The following is a 19232-nucleotide window of genomic DNA, read 5'->3' on the forward strand; positions in this document are numbered from 1 at the left end:
GGTGATACAAGTAAAAAATATTTCATTCTCAGTGCCCGAAAAGCAGATATTGCATGATATTTCGTTCTCATTGGATAAAGGTAAGTTTATTGGGATTATTGGCCCTAATGGCAGCGGGAAATCGACAATGTTAAAAATTATCTATCGCTATTTGAAACAAACAAGCGGAGTCGTGACGTTATATGAGAAAGACATGGACTATATGACGCAAAAAAAGATCGCTCAGGAAATGGCCGTGGTGAGTCAAGAAACTCCTGTACTCTTTGACTTTACCGTAAAAGATTTAGTGATGATGGGACGGACACCGTATAAACAATGGCTGGCGAAAGACAACAAAGAAGATTTTGCAATCGCCGAAGAGAGCATGAAGCTTGCCAACGTACTGTTTTTAAAAGATCGGACACTCGGTCAATTATCCGGCGGTGAAAAGAAGCGGGTTATGCTCGCCCGTGCACTCGCACAGCAGGCCAATATCCTGATTTTAGATGAACCAACCAATCATTTGGATATCGAGCACCAGCTCCAGCTGATGGATTTAGTGAAGGAACTGCCGATTACGATTATAGCAGCGCTGCATGATTTGAATTTAGCGGCCAGCTATTGTGATGAATTGCTTGTGATGAAAGAGGGAGCTCTTCATAAGAAAGGAACTCCTGAGCAGGTCCTGACGATGGAGATCATAGAGCAAGTATTTCATGTACAAGCTGGTATTTCAAAGAATCCGTTTACACAAAAATTACATTTATTTTTTTATACAGAAAACATAGGGAGAAGTGGGGACACATGAAAAAAAGGGTAATCTGGGCATTCATGTTTTTAACGGCAGTGCTTTTATTAGCGGCATGCTCAGGTAAAGATGCGGACAAAGAAGAAAAAGACGATTCGAAAAATGGGAAAACAGAGCAGGCTGAAAAAGTTGTCATCGATAATGACGGGTTTGTAATTGAATACGATGCAGCACCCAAACGTGCGATTTCATTAAATCAGCACGTAACGGAAATCATGCTAGCGCTTGGTTTGGAAGATTCAATGGTCGGTACCGCTTACTTAGATGATAAAATTTACGAACCGTTACAGGAAGCATATGAGAAAGTGCCGGTATTAGCTGAACAATACCCATCGAAAGAGCAAGTGATCGAAGCAGAAGCAGACTTTCTATATGGCGGCTGGTCAAGCGCTTTTAATGAAAAAGGAATTGCGACGCGAGAAGAATTAAAAGAGTTAGACATTGATAGCTATTTACAAATGTCATCTACTAACGTTGGACCTACATTAGAAGATATCTATGCAGATATTCGTAATATCGCAAAGATTTTCAGAGTAGAAGAACGCGGTGAAGAACTAATTAGCCAAATGAATCAAGAGATTGAAGAGATCACCGCTAAATTACCAGAAGTGAAAGAGCCCGTGGATGTTTTAGTATTCGATAGTGGAGAAACAGACGTGTTTACAGCAACACAGAACTTTATGAATACACTTGTGACGATGGCGGGCGGGAACAACATTTTTGGTGATGTGGAAGGAAACTGGGCTACCGTCTCAAAAGAAGATGCTGTTGACCGTCAGCCCGAAATAATCGTTGTAATTGATTACGGTTCAACTACAGTAGAGCAGAAAATTGATTTCCTTAAGTCAGACCCAGCACTTAGTCAAACGCCTGCTGTACAAAATGAAAGGTTTGTTGCATTGCCATTGTCGGCAGCTTCTGAAGGTGTTCGTGTAGCAGAAGCAGTCGAAATTTTAGCAAAAGGTTTCTATCCGGAAGCCTATTAACTCTAAGAGAGTGGGAGGATCTATTTTATGACAACATGGAATTTAACGCAGATGCAGCGTCACTTACTTATATGCAATGGCGATACTTGTATGGGGGCTGGGGCTGAAGAGGTAACGCAACAAATTCGTGATGAAATCCGTACCAATCGTCTGGACGAGCATATTCACACATCACGCACTCGCTGCAATGGACGCTGCAAGGATAAATGCGTTGTCATTGATTACCCAAAAGGAACATGGTATTCCGTGCAAGAAGAAGAAACGGCACGGGCAATTGTCCATGAAATGGTGAAGGAAGAGTCGATCATTTATTCCATGGAGCACGGCGAACGAAAACGTGGGGAAACTCGCTTTAAAGGGATTAATAAATACAGGAAAGCGAGAGGACCGGTGAAAAAAGCAGTATTGTTTGTCGGCCATGGCAGCAGGTTGGAGGCAGGAAATGAAGAAGTCCGCCAATTTATTGAACGAATGAGAGGACAAATCGATTCGTCCTTGCTTGTAGAAACGTGTTTTTTAGAATTTGCATCGCCAAATATTGAAGATGGAATTCAATTGTGCATTGAAAAAGGTGCAGGAGAAGTCCATGTGATTCCAATCATTTTATTACATGCGGGCCACTCGAAACTCCATATTCCCGCTGAAATTGAACAAGCAAGAGAACAATTTCCGGATATTCGATTTACGTATGGGCAAACGATTGGTATTCATGAAGAGATTATTGAAATATTACTGACAAGGCTTACTGAAGTGGGCTTCGATGTAAATCAGAAACATGAGGATACAGCCATACTCTTTATAGGACGAGGAAGCAGTGATGTAGATGCGAAGGAAGATTTTTATAAAATCAGCAGATTATTAAAAGAAAACTTACATGTGCCGATCCTTGAATGTGCTTTTATAGGGGTTACGACGCCTACAGTGCAGGATGGAATGGAGCGTTGTATAGAATTAGGTGCAAAAAAAGTGATTATGCTGCCGTACTTTTTATTCACGGGAATTTTAATGAAGCGAATGAATAAAATGGCGGAACAATTCAAATTAGATTATCCACATGCGACAATTGAAATTGCTGAGTATTTTGGCTATCATCCAAAGCTGCAGACAGTGCTGTTAGAACGTATGAATCAAGCTTTAGACGGTACTTCAACTGGCATGCAGGATCTAGAGAATTTCCGTATATATGTGGAAGAAACTGGGTATGTGCACGAACATCAACATTAACTCTTCTAGAAAAGGTGCCTAGAAAAGGTGCCTGTGCAGCAAACAATCACGTTTGTTTGAACTTTCATGATTGTTTGAACTTTCATGATTGTTTTGCACACAGGCACCTGAATGATGAATGCTTAATCTCATGAATCCATTCCCTCGTGATTTCTCTTGATACTGTCTATATTGCGAAGTGTAGTGGCATGGAGAATCTTCAGTGCAGGACGTATGAAAAGCTGGACACTTCCCACAATAAAAAGTATGATTCCCGCTGTTTTTAACGATTCAAACAAGAAAAAAATGCTTCCAACAATAAATATAATACCGAGTATTAATTCATTAATAATGAAAATATACCGGTAATTTTTATTGAAGAAGATCGCATACTTTCCTATCTTGACCTCATAGTTTTTTTTATTGTCAACAAACATAGGCATCCGTGTTCCCTCCTTAGTATTCCATTTCCCTTCTGTTATTGCTGTAAACGGTAATAAATGAAGGGATAGAAAAAAGCCTGAGCTGAATGACGCTCAGGCGGTTTACAAAAATCTACTTCAGAGGTATCTCCAATTCTAACTCATTAAGCATTTCCAGATAAGGCATTTCAAAAGATACCAGGGTCAATTGCTCAACCTTAGAAGTCTTTTTGAATTCCTGTACGTATGTGTTGCCTTCCACACGCTCTGGATAGCCTGTAATCGTCAGGTTATTGCCTTTTTCATCTTCAAGCCAAAGCGTATTGAACTGGAAATGTCCATCGTAAGTAAAGTCACTGTCTACTTCGAAGTACAGAAGCATTTTTTCATCTTCGTATTGTAAATCTTGAACAATAATTTTGCCCATTTCTCCTTGATCGATAGTTAGTGGCAATTGATCAGATTGTAACGAATGTTCAATTCGCACAGGTTGGCCTGTATTCACCGGAACTAAATACGGGCTGACTGTGAGTGATTCAGAAGCGTATTCAAGCGGTTCATATCGATATTCCATATTTATCACGTTTTGGCCGTTTACCATGTTTCCTGCGCCGTAGACATCCAGTTGAGTCAGAGCTATTCCTTGATCACTCAGCAAATTAAGATTCAGCAGATGATCACCTACCATGTTTGGATCGATTTCATCAGGGGAGGTAACGGACACAGAAAGTTTAATGCCTGCTGCTCCGATTTTCACTTCTTTCACTGTCATTTCCGTGTCCTGATAGACTAGTTTCTTGTTGACTGGAATCGTCTTTACGTCTTCGTCGGACAGCACAACTGGAACTTCAAAATCCCATGTGCCTGCGACATTTCCTACTTCCTTCAATGACATACTCAGCTCAAATGAATCAGGAAGTTCTTCAACAGGCGCTATATTCATAACACCTGCAAATTGTGTTTCGGATAAAAGTTTGCCTGTGCGACTATCTGAGAAGTTGATTACCTGACCGTCTGCTTTCAGCTGAAATTCACCTAGATGATCTTTCGGATGAGCAGATTCCTGTATATAACTTATCGACAGGCGTGTTCCGTCATAATACACATCTTTAATGGTCAAACTAACACCCTCGTCTGTGACAGTTTGTTCAATCTCATTTGATAATCCTCTTTGGCTGGCGATGACTAATCCTCTGTCGCCTGCAAATTCGAAAACAGAATCCAGCACTGGAACGGAAGATAACACTCTTGCCATCGTCGGTGATACGTAAGCGGAACTAAGCAAGATAAAGGCCGCGAATGAAGCTGCTGTAATGGAAGGCCATACTCTCCGGCGCTGCTTTATGTTGTTTACTTTTCCCTTTTTGATTGCATTTGCTATCGATTGGTCTAATTTATCATGCGGCACGTCAATTTGATCGATGGCTTTTTTCACATCATGCTTTTCATTATTCATTGATACACGACTCCTTAAAACGTATTTTTAATCGATTAATGGCTCGATGCAAATTTGTTTTCACCGTACCTTCTGGACACTCCAAAAGCTCGGCTATTTGTTTTACCGTTAAATCTTTATAAAACCGCAAGACAATCACAGTCTTGTATTTCTCCTCTAGTTCTTCGATGGCTTCCAATAAATCTAATTTATCTTCGGAAAATGGTTTTTGTGGTGATTCCACTCTTTCCAGGGAATCCTGTTCAATGGGAACCACCTTACTTTTCTTCTTAATGAAATCTAAAGCGGTATTAATCAGAATTCTGGTCAGCCATGTGGAAAAATAGGCAGTCTCTTTAACATTTTTGATAGAAGTATAAGCTTTATAAATGGATTCCTGAACTACATCAAGTGCGTCACTTTCATTTTTCACATAAGTAAAAGCAATTCGGTACAATTTATCTTTTTCAGGATTAATCAGCTCAAGAAACGCCTGGTCATTCCCTTTTTGTGCTTTTTTCAATAAGTCTGAGTGAAACATATAAGAACTCCTTTCGTCCGGACATACATTAGACTTCAGAGCGGAACGTTTCGTTTCAACTTTTTTAGAAAAGGTGCCTGTGCAGCAAACAATCATGATTGTTTGAACAAACATGATTGTTTGAACTTTCATGATTGTTTTGCGCACAGGCACCTAGAAGACACCTAGAATGAATCAAAAGAAATGACGCATCCTATAGCGGGAGGAGGTGTATGTCATCATTCGAAATCTATGCTTGGCTTTTGGGCTTATCTTGGCAGGTGCTTCTACTGTCGCTTCAGTACCGTTCCAAGCTGCTGCACAATCCGAGGCCCCCACGTATGCAAAATGGTCCCGGCTCGCAATTAAGGAGACGCAGGTGAAGTATCCTCAGGCGAATGTTGTGGACTACTTGCATATAGGAAGTGAATCGGAGAAAGGAGCCGCCGTTGAGAAATTCAGACTGTGGCTGAAAGAGGGAAGCCGTGAATTCGGCGTGCTTGTAAACGTGACATATGCGGTGGGAACAGACAAGCTGATCAGCGTAGAATTCCAAGAGTTGCATGCAGGCGAATAAATTAATGAACCCGCATCTGAAAATAGATGCGGGTTTGTCTGTATTCCGCAGGCAATTTTGTTACAATTGATAGATAAAAGAAGATTTACTACTTGAAAGGGGTGATCTGAATGAAAGATATAGACGAAAATTTGCTGCTGGATTATATAGCGGCCTGTACGAACCTTTATGGTGTGACGCCGTTCGAAAAAGTGCTGGAAATCTATCATACATATACGGAGAACAGGATTTCATTGGAGGCGCTGGTCGCCTTCGTCAATGAGCCACCTGTAAAGGAAAAGCTGGAAGAACGATTTGTTCATGTCTATCGGGACACGTTTGTAGCGGAAGTTCTTCATATTTTCAATGAAAAAAAGGCACTGGAACAAGCGGCTGCCGGAAAACCGTTTTATGTGCCGGAAAAAAATGAATTATTGTCCTATATGGATCAGTTTTATTTTCAGCAGACGCCCCAGCAAGAACGTCTGAAAGAGATGATGCGCGAAGACTTCGATGCTTCGGTCAATATCGAGGAAGAAGTGGAGCAGCTCGTGCTCGATCTGCAGATGAGCGGGGGAGAATTCACTAAAGAACTGTCTGACTTCCTTGGCCGTCTCGGACTGCCGGTTGAAAAAGCGGAACGTTATATTCCGGCAGTCATCGAAATCGCCAACACTACAAGACTGTGGGAAAACAGAGGACATACGCCGAGTGAATTGATGTAGGTTCATATCTATAGACAACCGTTCAACAGGCGGGATAGAATGAAGGTATATTAGATATTTTGGAGGGTACAGCTCATGGCTTTGAAACAATTGACAGCAAAAGAAGTGCAAGAACAATTAGAAAGCGGCAAGGAATTAAATATTATTGATGTGCGCGAAGATGATGAAGTAGCAGCAGGCAAGATCCCGGGGGCAACGCATATCGCACTCGGCAATCTTCCCATCGAAATGCATGATCTTGATCAAGAAACACCCTATATCCTCGTATGCCGTTCAGGCGGCAGAAGCGGAAGAGCACAGGAAATCATGGCTGATGAAGGCTTTGATGTAACGAATATGGCGGGCGGCATGCTGACTTGGGAAGGTAAGACAGAATAAAAAATGCGAACATGCCCGTGAAATATGTAAAGCCGCAAGAGCAGAATGGTGCTCCTGCGGCTTTATTTAATTGACCCGATACATAACACCGGCTGTCCAAGCGTATAGTGAAAGAAAAAGGCGGTGTATAGATGAAAAAGTGGCTTGTGGCAGGGTTGCTGTTGTTTTTTTCATTGGGCGGGGTATGGTATGGCGTAAAGGCGTCTGACCGGGGTTTTTTCACACCTGCAGAACTGGGTGGTGTAAGTATTCTGATTGATCCGGGTCATGGAGGGGAAGATGGAGGAGCTTCGGCGGAAGATATTATAGAAAAAGACATCACACTGAGTATTTCACACGAAGTTAAGAAATTACTTGAAAGAAAAGGGGCAACTGTCAAAATGACCCGCGAAAAGGAAGGAGACGCAATTGCTGAACATGCACCGTCTGAATCGTTTAATTCGACAAGAAGCCGGAAATTTGCAGATCTGAAATTACGGGAAAGCATGGCAGTGGAGTTAGAACCCGATATGTTCATCAGTGTGCATGTAAATGCGATTCCGGAAGAACGCTGGCGCGGTTCCCAGGTATTCTATCATCCTGGAGGCAATCCGGCCGGAAAAATGCTGGCAAGTTCGATTCAAGGCGAGTTGCGTAACCAGTTGAAAAATACGGACAGGGAAGCCATGAAGATAACGGGCGTTTATTTGCTGAAAAAGGTGCCGTCACCTGCTGTTTTAGTGGAAACCGGATTTTTATCGAATCCCGAAGAAAGAAAGTTACTGGCAGATCGAGCCTATCAGAAAAAAGTGGCGGCTGCCATTGTCGACGGCATCGTGAAATATGAGCATGCAGATGAACAGTGAGCAAATGACAGTTGAGACTATTGGGAATATGGTATGATAAAGGGGAGTGAATGAATTTAGTTAGGAGTGTCGAATGTGATTAATGAACAACAGGTCCGTGAATTGATTGGCGCATTGGAAGATCCGTTTTTACATAAAACACTGGCAGAAACTAATGGTATTGTCGGCGTAACCATTAAACCTGAAAAGCAGCATGTCAGTGTCAAAGTAGCAATTGCGAAAGTGAATACCGGTGAGCAATTAGCGCTTCAATCGAAAGTAGTGGACGTTTTGAAAGAGGCAGGAGCAGACTCTGTCGGAATACGTTTTGAAGAACTGCCGAAAGAAGTGCTTGAGCAATTTCGCGGTACGGTAACAGAAGCAGAGCCGCAGGATATTCTATCTCCTTTGTCCAATATCGAATTTATTTCGATTGCATCTGGAAAAGGCGGCGTTGGTAAATCGACTGTATCTGTAAACTTGGCAGTGGCATTGGCAAGACGCGGTAAAAAAGTCGGTTTGATTGATGCGGATATTTACGGTTTCAGTGTTCCTGATATGATGGGGATTACCGCAATGCCGGAAGTTAGAGAAGATCGCATTATGCCGGTTGAGAGATTTGGTGTCAAAGTAATTTCCATGGGCTTCTTCGTCGAAGACAACGCACCGGTTGTATGGCGAGGGCCTATGCTGGGTAAAGTACTGGATCAATTTTTCCGTGACGTTGAATGGGGCGAGCTGGATTATCTATTGCTGGATTTGCCGCCGGGAACGGGAGACGTTGCACTTGATATTCACCAAATGATTCCTGCTTCCAAAGAAATCGTCGTGACAACACCGCACCCGACTGCAGCATTCGTCGCGGCGCGTGCAGGAGCGATGGCCTTGCAGACGGATCATGAACTGCTCGGCGTTATAGAGAATATGTCATGGTTTGAATCAAAATCATCGGGTGAGAAAGAGTACGTTTTTGGGCAAGGCGGCGGTACACGTTTGTCTGAAGAACTTCGCACAGAGCTGCTGGGACAGATTCCATTAGGCCAGCCCGACTGGAATGAAACAGAATTTGCGCCGTCAGTCTATGCAGAAGATCATCCGATCGGAAAAATTTACTTACAAGTAGCTGATACAGTAATTGAAAAACGCGGTAAATAATATAGCAGGCGAGTGGAAAGTTATTTCCCACCGCCTGCTTTTTCCTCTTCTTCGCCGGACTCTTCCTTGCCGCCTTTATCTTCCCCTTCCGCTTCGCTACCTTTTCCGGCTTTCATAATGAGCTGCTGCCATTTTGCCTGCATAAGCGGACTATTAATCGTATCTTCCACTGCTTTCTCCATTTCTTTTTTTAATGTGCTCGAGTTAATAACTTTCTCCATTTGCTTCATCATGTCGGGCTGACCGAAAAACTTCTCCATCTCTTTTTGAAATGATGCATCCCCCATTAAATCTTTCATAATATCGGCCTGCTGCTTTTTCATGCTTTTCGCTACAGATTCCGTAAATTTAGGATCTTCAAACGCAGTTTTCCAAAAATTCTCTCCTTCTTTGGAAAGCAGTACGTTTTCGATACTTTGTTTTACTTCAGGCTGTTCTAGCACTAGCAACTCACGGAACTCCGGATCTGTCATTAACTTACGCAGCGCTTTTTTTCCGTCTTCCGTCTGGATCGCGTCTGTCATCATTTTTTTCATTTCGTCATAGCTTGGACCTGCCTGCTGTCCGCCGCTGCAACCCGTCAGGAATACAAGGAATAGGAGAAGACCTGCAATTTTTTTCATTCCAATCAACCTTCCACTTGTATTTTCATTTATTGTTCACAATATCAGAAGGAATATGCATGATTCGTTCAATGAAATAGATTTTTTGGAGAATCGTTGATACACTGTTAAGGACATGAAAAAAAGGGGAACAGTGTTGTGACAATACGAAATTGGGTTAAATTTTTCTTGCGCGCTATGGCAATCGGCGGTGGGATTACAGCCATTGTCGGCTTAATCGTACGTTGGAACTTCTTTTTTGGATATATACAGGCAGGCGAAATATGGCAGTTTCTCGGCGCGTTCCTATGGATGATTTTTTTAGGTTTCACCATGAGTGTCGTGGCACAAATGGGCTTTTTTGCGTATTTGACAGTTCACCAATTCGGTGTGAACATGTTCCGTACCTTAACGTTATGGAACTGGGTACAGATGTTGATCATCGTGGTTGTGCTGTTTGACCTGGTAGTATTCCGTTTTAAATTATCACAGGCAAGTACAGGACAGACATTCTTGTATATCTTCCTGCTTCTCACATTGGTTGCGGTATCCGCAGTGACCGCTTATTTCAAAGCACAGTGGACAAAGAAACATGCACTAATTTCCGCGCTGTTCTTTATGATCGTCATCACGACGCTCGAATGGCTGCCGGCTTTGATGGTCCAATCTGGCAACAGAGATGAATGGGTCACGATCCTTCTATTCCCGCTGCTTGCAGTGAATGCTTATCAATTGCTCATTTTGCCGAAATATAACAGGCAGTCGGATATTGACAAAGCAGAGCTGGACAAGCGACGCAGTGAACGAAAGAAAGTAAAGCTGCAAAAATCGGCTAAAGCCAAATAAAACCGATGGGAGTTCACATCTCCCATCGGTTTTATTTTGGCAACTTTTTTGTTTTAACAGAAGGCTGGAACAGTAAATCTTCTACTGATTGAAATGGTCTGCTCGCCAATAAACGCTCAATATCTTTAAGACGGACCCGCTCTTCACGATGATGAGGCACAGCAATAATCTCACCTGCAGTCTTTTTAGGCAAGTCGCCTCCGCTCCAATGCACAGTTGAGCCCAATGCATTGATTTCTGCTTCATTGACGGCCTGCAGCAGCGACTGAGGAAACACTTCATCGGTTGTGCGGAACCATAGCGGCCGGGCTTTAAAAGCCTCTTCAAACTGCTCGAGCTGCTGTATGAACAATGAAGTATTCTCCTCATATTTGCTGCCTTCCTGCCCCAGTAAAGCAACAGGAATAGAACGTTTCTTGATTTTCTCGACGATATGAGGGAAACGCAGTGCCCAGTCACTATCTATAAAAAGGAGAGGATATGGCTGTGACAACTGATCCACTAGCTCTTCAATTTCCTGCTCACCAAATGAAATATCAATTGTGGCGGCTGAGCCTTGAACACCTTTTACGATAACTGCAGGATGCTCTGCCAGGCGAAAAACTGCTGTTAAAGAAGAAGGCTGTGCGGTAATTTTGGGCAGGTACAAAATGAATAATAGACTAAGCATAGAAATTAGGATGATTTTCTTCAGCATACTGATCTCCTTATGACAGTAAAGTATCAATCACCCCCCGGTGTGATTGCGTCTGGAAGTTAATCGTGCAGACATGATTAACTTCCTCCAAAATGATTACAAACGCCGGAGGCTGTACATGGATTCCGATAAAATATTATATGAAAAAGTCTTGACGCATATGATGAGTAAGCTATATAATAAAAAAAGTTCGAGGTATTATATAAAAAAGGTTGCACATACTGAGTAAGCGTGATACAATGATTTTTGTCGTCAAAGATAATAACTAACAATTTAACTATTCCGCAGTAGCTCAGTGGTAGAGCAATCGGCTGTTAACCGATCGGTCGTAAGTTCGAATCTTACCTGCGGAGCCATTTTTATGCTTCCATAGCTCAGCAGGTAGAGTGCTTCCATGGTAAGGAAGAGGTCGCCGGTTCGAGCCCGGCTGGAAGCTCCATGAGAACATTCTTATTCTGGCCCCTTGGTCAAGCGGTTAAGACACCGCCCTTTCACGGCGGTATCACGGGTTCGAATCCCGTAGGGGTCACCAACTTATTCTAAAGCGAAGCTTATCGTAAGGAAGGCATCCTAAATTCACCGCGTCGTGCGGTAACGGATGCATGACCTACATCCTGTAGGCCCGAGCGAGCAGAACAAGGAAGCAATCGAGAGAAAGAAGGAGCGTACCTAAAGTACGTGACTGACTTAAAGGATCTTCGATTAAGAACGCCACGTCCTGTGGCAACATCGAAGTCAGCACTTCCTGTGCAAGCGACGCAGTAATGCGAAGCTTATCGCAATCCCGTTAAAATTGGGAGAAGCGAGCAGAACAAGGAAGCAATCGAGAGAAAGAAGGAGCGTACCTAAAAGTACGTGACTGACTGAGCGAGTGCAGCTGACGCAGTAATGCGAAGCTTATCGAAATTTTAACACGGTGGGGTAGCGAAGTGGCTAAACGCGGCGGACTGTAAATCCGCTCCCTCCGGGTTCGGCGGTTCGAATCCGTCCCCCACCACCATGTTTGTTTTACTTGTTACCTTTTTAACCATAACCAAGCAACACGTTGGGGTATAGCCAAGCGGTAAGGCAACGGACTTTGACTCCGTCACTCGTTGGTTCGAATCCAGCTACCCCAGCCATTTTACCTTTCGATATAGTGCTTATATTACAATTAAAAAGAAATATGACGAATCCTTATTATTTTACAATAATGAAGGGTTTTTTTGTGATTTAATTTAGTTTAACATCTAGAAGAGAATGGATAATGGTGTATAATAAATAATATTACGCATAGGTATTTTCTCTTGCAGATGGAAAAGAAAATATACAAATATAGGGATTGTGATATAGATATGCAGCGTTTTTTAAAAGGAATGGAAAAGTTCGCCGACCCAGATAGTGAATTAGGTATACAAAAAACCCTTGGGGATATTGCTTATACTTTAGAGCAGGCAGCAATTGTTTCTATTACTGATTCCCAAGGTACAATCCGATATGCAAATGAACATTTTGAAAAGCTTTCCCAGTATTCTTTGGATGATTTGATTGGCGCTAATCAGCGTATTGTCAATTCAGGCTATCATGACTCTTCTTTCTTTAAAGATATGTGGTCCACAATTGGAAGCGGAAAGACTTGGCGCGGTGACATACGAAACCGGAAAAAAGACGGCTCATTTTATTGGGTAGATACAACTATAGTTCCGTTTTTAAATAATAAAGGAAAACCCTATCAGTATATATCTATCCGATACGATATTACAGCTAGAAAGTTAATGGAAGAAGAAATACGTAAAAGTGCAGAACTCTATGAAATCATTACGACAAACGCCTCCGACTTCATTTCGGTTATTGATCGCGATGGGAAACTCAAATACGTATCTCCTTCATTTGGAAAGTTGCTGGGATATTCTCTGGACAGTCTGTATGAAGGTTCATTATTTTCTCTTATTTATAAGAAAGACCGTCAGAAAGCCGAGAAAAAAGTGTCTCAGTTTCGCGAGTATAATGGCGATACGATCAGTTTAGAATTTTCATTGCTCGACGTGAAGGGCGGCATCCATATAATGGAGGCTAAGCTGAACGAAGTGCATGGTTCGGTAGATTACGAGGATCAGTTGCTGATTGTTATGCGGGATGTAACAGAACGGGTGAAGTCAGAAGAAAAGATTCGTTATTTGGTTTACAATGATCAGCTGACTTCGCTGATGAACCGCAACTCTTTCCGCGAGCAATTGGCGCTGGCATTTGAGCGGGCGCGTACCCGAAACCAAGTCTTTGCGCTCGTTCACATCAATATTGACAGGTTGCGCTATGCCAATGATTTGTTGGGGCATGAAGCGGGGGACTACTTGCTGGCGATGGTTGGCGAGCGCCTGAAGAAAAAAACGGGTCCGGAAAGTTTGCTGGCTCGAATTGCGGGAGATGAGTTTGCATTCATCGTTACAGGATTAACGGAAGAAACTGATATTTACAATTATGCAGAAGATATCCGTTTATATTTGGAAAAACCGATTCAAGTCGGCCGGCAATCTTACACGCTGTCGATCAGCTGCGGTATTTCCATGTATCCCGAGCATGCGAATCAGCCTTCTGAAATGGTCACCAAAGCCACATTGGCCCTTGGTAAAGTGAAAATGCGGGGCGGCGGAGACAGTGAGATGTATCAGCATGGTACTTCTAAAATGTCGTTAGAGCGAATATTATTGGAAAATGAATTACGGAAAAGTGTTCAGCAGCAGCATTTTTATTTGGAATATCAGCCTAAAGTAATTTTAAGCACAGGTGAACTCGCGGGAGTAGAAGCTCTGGTCCGATGGAAACATCCGGATCTAGGAATTATACCGCCAATGAAATTTATTCCTCTTGCAGAAGAAACTAAAATCATTGTTCCGCTTGGCGAATGGATTTTACGAGAAGTTTGCAGACGTGCGGCAGAAGAGCTTGCTGAAAATTCTTTTTGCAAGTTTGCGGTTAACGTTTCGACTGTTCAAATGAAGGAAGATGGCTTTGTAGATTCGGTGTTTCAGATCATGGAGGAATTCGGTGTACCTGCTGAAATGCTAGAGCTGGAGTTGACGGAAAGTTCTTTTATGGATATGGAAGGAATGAAAGATTCCATACAAAAGCTTCGGAGTGCCGGTATTACCATTGCAATCGATGACTTTGGGACAGGGTACAGCACGTTCAGTTATATTAAAGAGCTGCCTGCCGATACATTGAAAATCGATATGGCGTTTGTGCGGGATATTTTAGAAAATGAAAACAGTCAGGCAATCGTTAAGGCGATTGTCACCCTTGCCGATACAGCGGGGTTAAATGTCGTAGCAGAAGGCATCGAATTACAGGAACAGTCAGATATGCTGTACCGTCTGGGATGCAGAGAAGGACAGGGGTATTATTTTGGACGGCCGACTATGTTATTAGAAGCGAAAGAGACACGGGAGAGCCGGATGAGAGACAGCTGAAGGAGGAGTTGCTGATGCGTGAACTGAATATTTCGATGATCGGTGTACCGTTGGATTTTGGTCAGAGCCGCCGGGGAGTAGATATGGGTCCGAGCGCTATTCGATATGCGGGTGCCGCCGAGCGCCTGAAAGATCTAGGATACCGGGTGACAGATGAAGGAAATATCGCGATTTCCGCAGTTCAGGAAAATCATTGTTTTGATTCCAGTCTGAAGAATTTACAGGAAGTCACGGCAGCGACGGAAGAACTGGCCACAGCTGTTTCGCGCATTGTAAAAGAAAAAAGGTTCCCTCTGGTTCTGGGCGGAGATCACAGTATAGCGATTGGGACGCTTGCCGGTTTAGCTGCACACTATCAGAATTTAGGAGTTATTTGGTATGATGCGCATGCAGATATGAACACAAGTGAAACATCCCCTTCCGGCAATATCCACGGGATGCCGCTGGCTGTCAGTATAGGACTTGGCCATGAAAATTTAGTCAATGTACATCATGAGGGTGCAAAGGTTGATCCTCGGAACATTGTTATTATCGGAGCACGAGCTTTAGATCCGGGCGAACGAAAGCTGATCAAAGAAAAAGGCGTAAAAGTTTTCACAATGCATGAGATTGATCGATATGGCATGACCGCGGTGATACAGCAAACGCTGGACTACTTGGCATCACGACAGGTAGACGGTGTCCACCTTTCATTAGATTTAGACGGGCTCGATCCTCTTTATGCTCCTGGAGTTGGTACACCGGTGCCGGGCGGTATCACCTATCGGGAAAGTCACTTGGCGATGGAGCTGCTCGAAGACGCGGGTGTAATTACTTCTGCCGAATTTGTTGAAGTAAATCCAATCCTCGACAAATATAATAAAACAGCAGATGTGGCAGTGGGATTGATGGGTTCATTATTCGGTGAAAAATTATTATGATTACAGGAGTGGCTGAAGCTTATTGGTTTCGGCCATTTTTTTGTGGAGATTTTCCTATCACCAACCGACCGAAAAATGATATTGTAGTAGTGGACATAAAAAGAAAAGAAAAAGTGAAACCAAATGAAGCCTGTAACGTATATAAAGGGACAGCCGCATAGAGCGGAGGGTGAAGCCTATTGGATGAATTGATTACAAAGCGTGTAAAAGAAGTGCTGGGTGGCAATCAGGAAGCCTTTGAAGAGATTGTCATTCATTTTCAGCATCGGCTGTATCAAGTATGTTACCGCATGCTGAATAACTCGGCAGAGGCAGAAGATATTGCGCAGGAAGCATTTGTGCGTGCGTATGTGAATTTGGAAACGTACGATCAAAAGCGGAAGTTTTCCACTTGGCTATACCGGATTGCGACCAATCTGTGCATTGACCGCATTCGCAAGAAGAAACCGGATTATTATTTAGACGCAGAAGTGCCGGGTACACAAGGGTTAGATATGTATTCGCAAATCGCAGCTGATCAGCAACTTCCGGAAGAAGAAGTGGAAAAGATGCAAATGAAGGAACGTATCCAGTATGAAGTGAACAGGCTGCCCGATAAATACCGAACAATTATTATTTTGCGATATATGGAAGACCTACAGTTGCAGGAAATCGCTGATATCTTAGAAATGCCTTTAGGGACTGTCAAGACAAGAGTACACCGAGGGCGAGAAGCGCTTCGGCAACAAATGGGGAGTATGTAGGAGGTTGGATTCATGAAAAAATGTCCTAAACATGTTGTCCATTATATGCATGCGTTGTTAGATGGTGAAATTACAAATGAAGAAGAAAAAATCTTAACAGAGCACATTAGCACATGTGACGAATGCCGAAATATGATGGAAGAGCTAGAACAGACAGTGAACTTATTCAGCAGTGTCGAAACTGTTCAGGCGCCTTCAGGCTTTGTAAGCGGAGTAACAGCAAGATTGCCTCAGCAAAATGTGAAAAAGGGGCCGAAGAAATGGCTGCGGCAGCATCCTATGATGGCAGCGGCTGCACTGTTCCTGATTCTGATGAGTGCATCATTCTTCTCCAGTTTTGAAAATGAACAGCAATTTTCATTTACCAAACAGCCGAATGTAGTGGTGGAAGGTGAAACTGTGGTGGTGCCTGCCGGTGAAACCGTGAAAGGCGATCTTGTCGTGAAGAACGGTGATTTGCGCATTGAGGGAGAAGTCGATGGCAATGTAACAGTGATACGCGGTTCAAAGTTTATGGCTTCCACCGCTGTCATAACTGGTTCCAGTGAAGAAATCAACGAAGTATTCGACTGGCTCTGGTACAAAATAAAGTCTGTTGCAAGAGATGTGATCCCTTCTTCCAAAGCGGATAAAGAGCAAACTGAATAAGAGGATGTAAACATTTATCAAGTGATGCGGGAACAGGGTTTCCGGCATCACTTTTTTAATGTCCAAAAAATAGAAGCATCCCCTTAAGGCAGGCATGTAAGCTGGAAAATATGCTATACTGTATGAATAAGAACTTTTGTAAAAGGTAGGGGAAGCACATGCCGGTTTTGGAGCAGGTAACAACATTAGCACCAATGGAAATTTTGAAAAATATTGTGGATGTGCTTCTGGTTTGGTTCGTATTATATAAATTAATTACTATTATTAAAGGCACAAAAGCAGTTCAGTTACTAAAAGGGATATTTGTTATCCTAATCGGTCGTTATGTGACGGAATGGCTGGGTTTAAATACGCTTCAGTGGATAATGGAAGAAGTTCTCAGATGGGGTTTCTTAGCTGCAATCATTATATTCCAGCCGGAACTGCGCCGGGCCCTTGAGCAATTGGGAAGAGGCCGGCTGTTTGCGCGCACTGCCATGCAGGAAGAAGAAGAGCGCGACCGCTTAGTGAGTGCTTTCAGCAAATCGGTCAGTTATATGGCGAAGCGTCGGATCGGCGCTTTGATTACAATTGAGAAAGAAACAGGTTTAAGCGAATATATTGAAACAGGAATCCCGATGAATTCGCATATTTCATCCGAATTGCTGATCAATATTTTCATTCCTAACACGCCGCTGCATGACGGGGCAGTTATTGTAACTAAGAACCGCATTGCCGCTGCAGCTTGCTACCTGCCGTTGTCTGAAAGCCCATTCATCTCTAAAGAACTGGGTACACGCCACCGTGCAGCACTCGGCATCAGTGAAGTGACAGATGCCGTAACGATTATTGTATCTGAGGAAACGGGTGCAGTCAGCTTAACGGCGGACGGAGATATCAACCGTCATTTAGATATGGAGGAATTCGAAAAGTTATTGAGAATTTCATGGTTCGGCAGCGAAACCGGTCAAGCGGATACTTCTCTATGGAAGTGGGGGAAGAAAAATAATGGATAAATTCATAGACAGCCCCTGGTTTCTGCGTCTGATTGCCCTGTTCTTGGCGCTTACGCTGTTTTTCTCAGTGAAAGCAGAAGATCAAACGAACCGTAATACTGCAAATGATGTGTTCGCCCTGATTCAAGATGTACCGGTAGAGGTGTACTACGATACAGAAAACCTGGTTGTGACAGGTGTTCCTGAGATGGTCAATATGACGATTGAAGGGCCCGCCAATATTGTGCAGACAACGAAGGTGCTGAAAGATTTCACATTGAAATTAGATTTGCAGGATCTGACATTAGGTGAACATACAGTTCGGATACAGGCAGAGAATCTTTCCGATAAATTGGATGTAAGGATTGAACCGCCAAATGTTCATGTCAATATCGAAGAAAAAGTCACGCAGTCATTCCGCATAGATCCTGAAATGAACACCAGGCTGCTGGCGGAAGGTTATGAAGTAAAAAGTATGGATGTACAGCCGGGCTCGATCAATGTCACAGGGGCTAAAAGTATTGTGGAAGCCATCAGCTTTGTCAAAGTCTCTGTAACTGGGGATGATAAAATAAATAAATCGTTTGAGCAAAAAGCGCGTGTTCGTGTGCTTGACCGTGATCTGAATAAATTATCTGTTTCATTGGAACCGGAAGAAGTGACGGTGAAGGTGGATGTGAAGGAATACAGCCGCGATGTACCGTTGAAGCTTATTCGTAAAGGGAAGCCGGCCGGTGACCTGACTGTAGAGAGTGTGACATTAGAAGAGCAGTCTGTCCGTGTCTATGGTCCGAAAAGTGCGGTGGATGCAGTGAAAGAGATTCCTGCAGAAGTCGATCTTTCGAAGGTCAGTAAATCCGGTAAAGTGGAAGTGGCCATTAAAAAGCCGAATGATGTCAGCAAAGTGACACCTAATAAAGTAAAAGTCCAAGTAGTAATAGCCGGCGAACCGGCAGATTCTGATGAGCCGGATAAATCAGAGGAATCTGCTGCAAAGCCGGTGGATGAGGAAACAGCTCCTCCGCCGGAAGACAGTAATCCTGAGAATGTAACAGTTCCCAGTCAAATCACCCAGCAAATTAGTGAAGTGCCCATCTCCATCCGGAATCTTGACGCTGCCTATACAGCATCGATTGCGGAGCCGGCTAACGGCAATGTTTCCCTGCAAGTGACAGGCACAAAAGAAGAACTTGAACAAATGAAACGTACAGATATCTTAATCTATATAGATGCGTCAGATGTAAAAACGGAAGGCCGGCAAGCAGCTGCATTACTGGTGGAAGCGCCTAAAGGCATCACATGGAAGCTGGCAGTGCGCAATGCCGTGCTGGATATAAAATCCGTAGAAACAAAAGCCTGACAACA

General features: G+C 43.2%; 21 protein-coding genes and 5 tRNA genes. 21 read left to right on the forward strand and 5 right to left on the reverse strand.

Annotated features, from left to right (window positions below; genetic code table 11):
• The first annotated feature begins 1 nt into the window (after window position 1).
• Genes NCCP2331_RS07490 through NCCP2331_RS07500 form a run of 3 tightly spaced genes read left to right on the forward strand, consistent with a single transcriptional unit; the run spans window position 2 to window position 2997 of the window.
• On the forward strand, window positions 2–787 hold the full coding sequence (locus tag NCCP2331_RS07490) for an ABC transporter ATP-binding protein (RefSeq protein ID WP_251669694.1): 786 nt from the start codon (window positions 2–4) through the stop codon (window positions 785–787).
• Complete coding sequence (locus tag NCCP2331_RS07495) at window positions 784–1773, forward strand: ABC transporter substrate-binding protein (protein ID WP_251669697.1); 990 nt, start codon at window positions 784–786, stop codon at window positions 1771–1773. The genes NCCP2331_RS07490 and NCCP2331_RS07495 overlap by 4 nt, the downstream gene beginning before the upstream one ends.
• Window positions 1774–1800: 27 nt before the next feature.
• On the forward strand, window positions 1801–2997 hold the full coding sequence (locus NCCP2331_RS07500; RefSeq protein WP_251669699.1) for a CbiX/SirB N-terminal domain-containing protein: 1197 nt from the start codon (window positions 1801–1803) through the stop codon (window positions 2995–2997).
• Window positions 2998–3125: 128 nt separating this feature from the next.
• Here the strand turns inward: NCCP2331_RS07500 and NCCP2331_RS07505 are convergent, their stop codons facing one another.
• From NCCP2331_RS07505 to NCCP2331_RS07515, 3 genes are all read right to left on the reverse strand, one after another.
• The gene (locus NCCP2331_RS07505; protein WP_228551126.1) at window positions 3126–3419 is read right to left on the reverse strand and encodes a YrhK family protein; all 294 of its coding nucleotides are present in this window, start codon (window positions 3417–3419) and stop codon (window positions 3126–3128) included.
• Window positions 3420–3531: 112 nt separating this feature from the next.
• On the reverse strand, window positions 3532–4854 hold the full coding sequence (locus NCCP2331_RS07510) for a DUF4179 domain-containing protein (RefSeq protein ID WP_153723072.1): 1323 nt from the start codon (window positions 4852–4854) through the stop codon (window positions 3532–3534).
• A complete protein-coding gene (locus NCCP2331_RS07515) occupies window positions 4847–5374 on the reverse strand; it encodes a sigma-70 family RNA polymerase sigma factor (RefSeq protein WP_153723073.1) in 528 nt (175 codons plus the stop codon). Before NCCP2331_RS07515 ends, NCCP2331_RS07510 begins: the two co-directional genes overlap by 8 nt.
• A gap of 208 nt (window positions 5375–5582) precedes the next feature.
• On the opposite strand from NCCP2331_RS07515, the gene NCCP2331_RS07520 reads away from it, so the two are divergent.
• The 5 genes from NCCP2331_RS07520 to NCCP2331_RS07540 all read left to right on the forward strand — a co-directional run bounded on the left by NCCP2331_RS07520 (window position 5583) and on the right by NCCP2331_RS07540 (window position 8991).
• Window positions 5583–5930 carry a DUF3889 domain-containing protein gene (locus tag NCCP2331_RS07520; RefSeq protein WP_228551127.1) on the forward strand — a complete coding sequence of 116 codons (348 nt, stop codon included), beginning with the start codon at window positions 5583–5585 and terminating at the stop codon, window positions 5928–5930.
• A 110-nt stretch (window positions 5931–6040) separates the two neighbouring features.
• Window positions 6041–6634 (forward strand): hypothetical protein, encoded by a 594-nt coding sequence (locus tag NCCP2331_RS07525; RefSeq protein ID WP_251669701.1) that lies wholly within the window; start codon window positions 6041–6043, stop codon window positions 6632–6634.
• Between the two features lie 81 nt (window positions 6635–6715).
• A complete protein-coding gene (locus NCCP2331_RS07530) occupies window positions 6716–7012 on the forward strand; it encodes a rhodanese-like domain-containing protein (RefSeq protein WP_251669882.1) in 297 nt (98 codons plus the stop codon).
• Between the two features lie 131 nt (window positions 7013–7143).
• Window positions 7144–7857 (forward strand): N-acetylmuramoyl-L-alanine amidase, encoded by a 714-nt coding sequence (locus NCCP2331_RS07535; RefSeq protein WP_251669703.1) that lies wholly within the window; start codon window positions 7144–7146, stop codon window positions 7855–7857.
• 75 nt (window positions 7858–7932) lie between these two features.
• The gene (locus tag NCCP2331_RS07540) at window positions 7933–8991 is read left to right on the forward strand and encodes an Mrp/NBP35 family ATP-binding protein (RefSeq protein ID WP_153723076.1); all 1059 of its coding nucleotides are present in this window, start codon (window positions 7933–7935) and stop codon (window positions 8989–8991) included.
• A 20-nt stretch (window positions 8992–9011) separates the two neighbouring features.
• On the opposite strand, the gene gerD is transcribed toward NCCP2331_RS07540, so the two are convergent.
• The gene (gene gerD, locus NCCP2331_RS07545) at window positions 9012–9614 is read right to left on the reverse strand and encodes a spore germination lipoprotein GerD (RefSeq protein WP_153723077.1); all 603 of its coding nucleotides are present in this window, start codon (window positions 9612–9614) and stop codon (window positions 9012–9014) included.
• Between the two features lie 138 nt (window positions 9615–9752).
• Between gerD and NCCP2331_RS07550 the strand changes: the two genes are divergently transcribed.
• Window positions 9753–10439, forward strand: a complete 687-nt coding sequence (locus tag NCCP2331_RS07550) for a KinB-signaling pathway activation protein (protein WP_251669706.1) — start codon at window positions 9753–9755, stop codon at window positions 10437–10439.
• Between the two features lie 31 nt (window positions 10440–10470).
• Here the strand turns inward: NCCP2331_RS07550 and NCCP2331_RS07555 are convergent, their stop codons facing one another.
• Window positions 10471–11136 (reverse strand): polysaccharide deacetylase family protein, encoded by a 666-nt coding sequence (locus NCCP2331_RS07555; protein WP_251669708.1) that lies wholly within the window; start codon window positions 11134–11136, stop codon window positions 10471–10473.
• A 281-nt stretch (window positions 11137–11417) separates the two neighbouring features.
• Between NCCP2331_RS07555 and NCCP2331_RS07560 the strand changes: the two genes are divergently transcribed.
• From NCCP2331_RS07560 to NCCP2331_RS07615, 12 genes are all read left to right on the forward strand, one after another.
• Window positions 11418–11492: transfer RNA gene (locus NCCP2331_RS07560), tRNA-Asn, on the forward strand.
• A gap of 7 nt (window positions 11493–11499) precedes the next feature.
• Window positions 11500–11575 (forward strand) — tRNA-Thr (locus NCCP2331_RS07565).
• Window positions 11576–11593: 18 nt separating this feature from the next.
• Window positions 11594–11668: transfer RNA gene (locus NCCP2331_RS07570), tRNA-Glu, on the forward strand.
• A 383-nt stretch (window positions 11669–12051) separates the two neighbouring features.
• Window positions 12052–12136 (forward strand) — tRNA-Tyr (locus tag NCCP2331_RS07575).
• 46 nt (window positions 12137–12182) lie between these two features.
• Window positions 12183–12257 (forward strand) — tRNA-Gln (locus NCCP2331_RS07580).
• Window positions 12258–12470: 213 nt separating this feature from the next.
• The gene (locus NCCP2331_RS07585) at window positions 12471–14582 is read left to right on the forward strand and encodes a sensor domain-containing protein (RefSeq protein ID WP_251669710.1); all 2112 of its coding nucleotides are present in this window, start codon (window positions 12471–12473) and stop codon (window positions 14580–14582) included.
• Window positions 14583–14596: 14 nt separating this feature from the next.
• On the forward strand, window positions 14597–15502 hold the full coding sequence (rocF, locus tag NCCP2331_RS07590) for an arginase (protein ID WP_251669712.1): 906 nt from the start codon (window positions 14597–14599) through the stop codon (window positions 15500–15502).
• Entirely contained in the window at window positions 15499–15663 is a 165-nt protein-coding gene (locus NCCP2331_RS07595; protein ID WP_251669720.1) for a hypothetical protein, read from the forward strand. Before rocF ends, NCCP2331_RS07595 begins: the two co-directional genes overlap by 4 nt.
• A gap of 18 nt (window positions 15664–15681) precedes the next feature.
• Window positions 15682–16245 (forward strand): RNA polymerase sigma factor SigW, encoded by a 564-nt coding sequence (gene sigW, locus NCCP2331_RS07600; RefSeq protein WP_153723081.1) that lies wholly within the window; start codon window positions 15682–15684, stop codon window positions 16243–16245.
• 12 nt (window positions 16246–16257) lie between these two features.
• Entirely contained in the window at window positions 16258–16893 is a 636-nt protein-coding gene (locus NCCP2331_RS07605; RefSeq protein ID WP_251669722.1) for a zf-HC2 domain-containing protein, read from the forward strand.
• 158 nt (window positions 16894–17051) lie between these two features.
• Window positions 17052–17888 carry a diadenylate cyclase CdaA gene (gene cdaA / locus NCCP2331_RS07610; RefSeq protein WP_153723083.1) on the forward strand — a complete coding sequence of 279 codons (837 nt, stop codon included), beginning with the start codon at window positions 17052–17054 and terminating at the stop codon, window positions 17886–17888.
• Complete coding sequence (locus NCCP2331_RS07615; protein WP_251669730.1) at window positions 17881–19227, forward strand: CdaR family protein; 1347 nt, start codon at window positions 17881–17883, stop codon at window positions 19225–19227. The genes cdaA and NCCP2331_RS07615 overlap by 8 nt, the downstream gene beginning before the upstream one ends.
• Window positions 19228–19232 lie beyond the last annotated feature (5 nt).

Origin of the sequence: Sporosarcina sp. NCCP-2331 (assembly GCF_023707945.1) — a bacterium.
Taxonomy (GTDB): Bacteria; Bacillota; Bacilli; order Bacillales_A; family Planococcaceae; genus Sporosarcina; species Sporosarcina cascadiensis.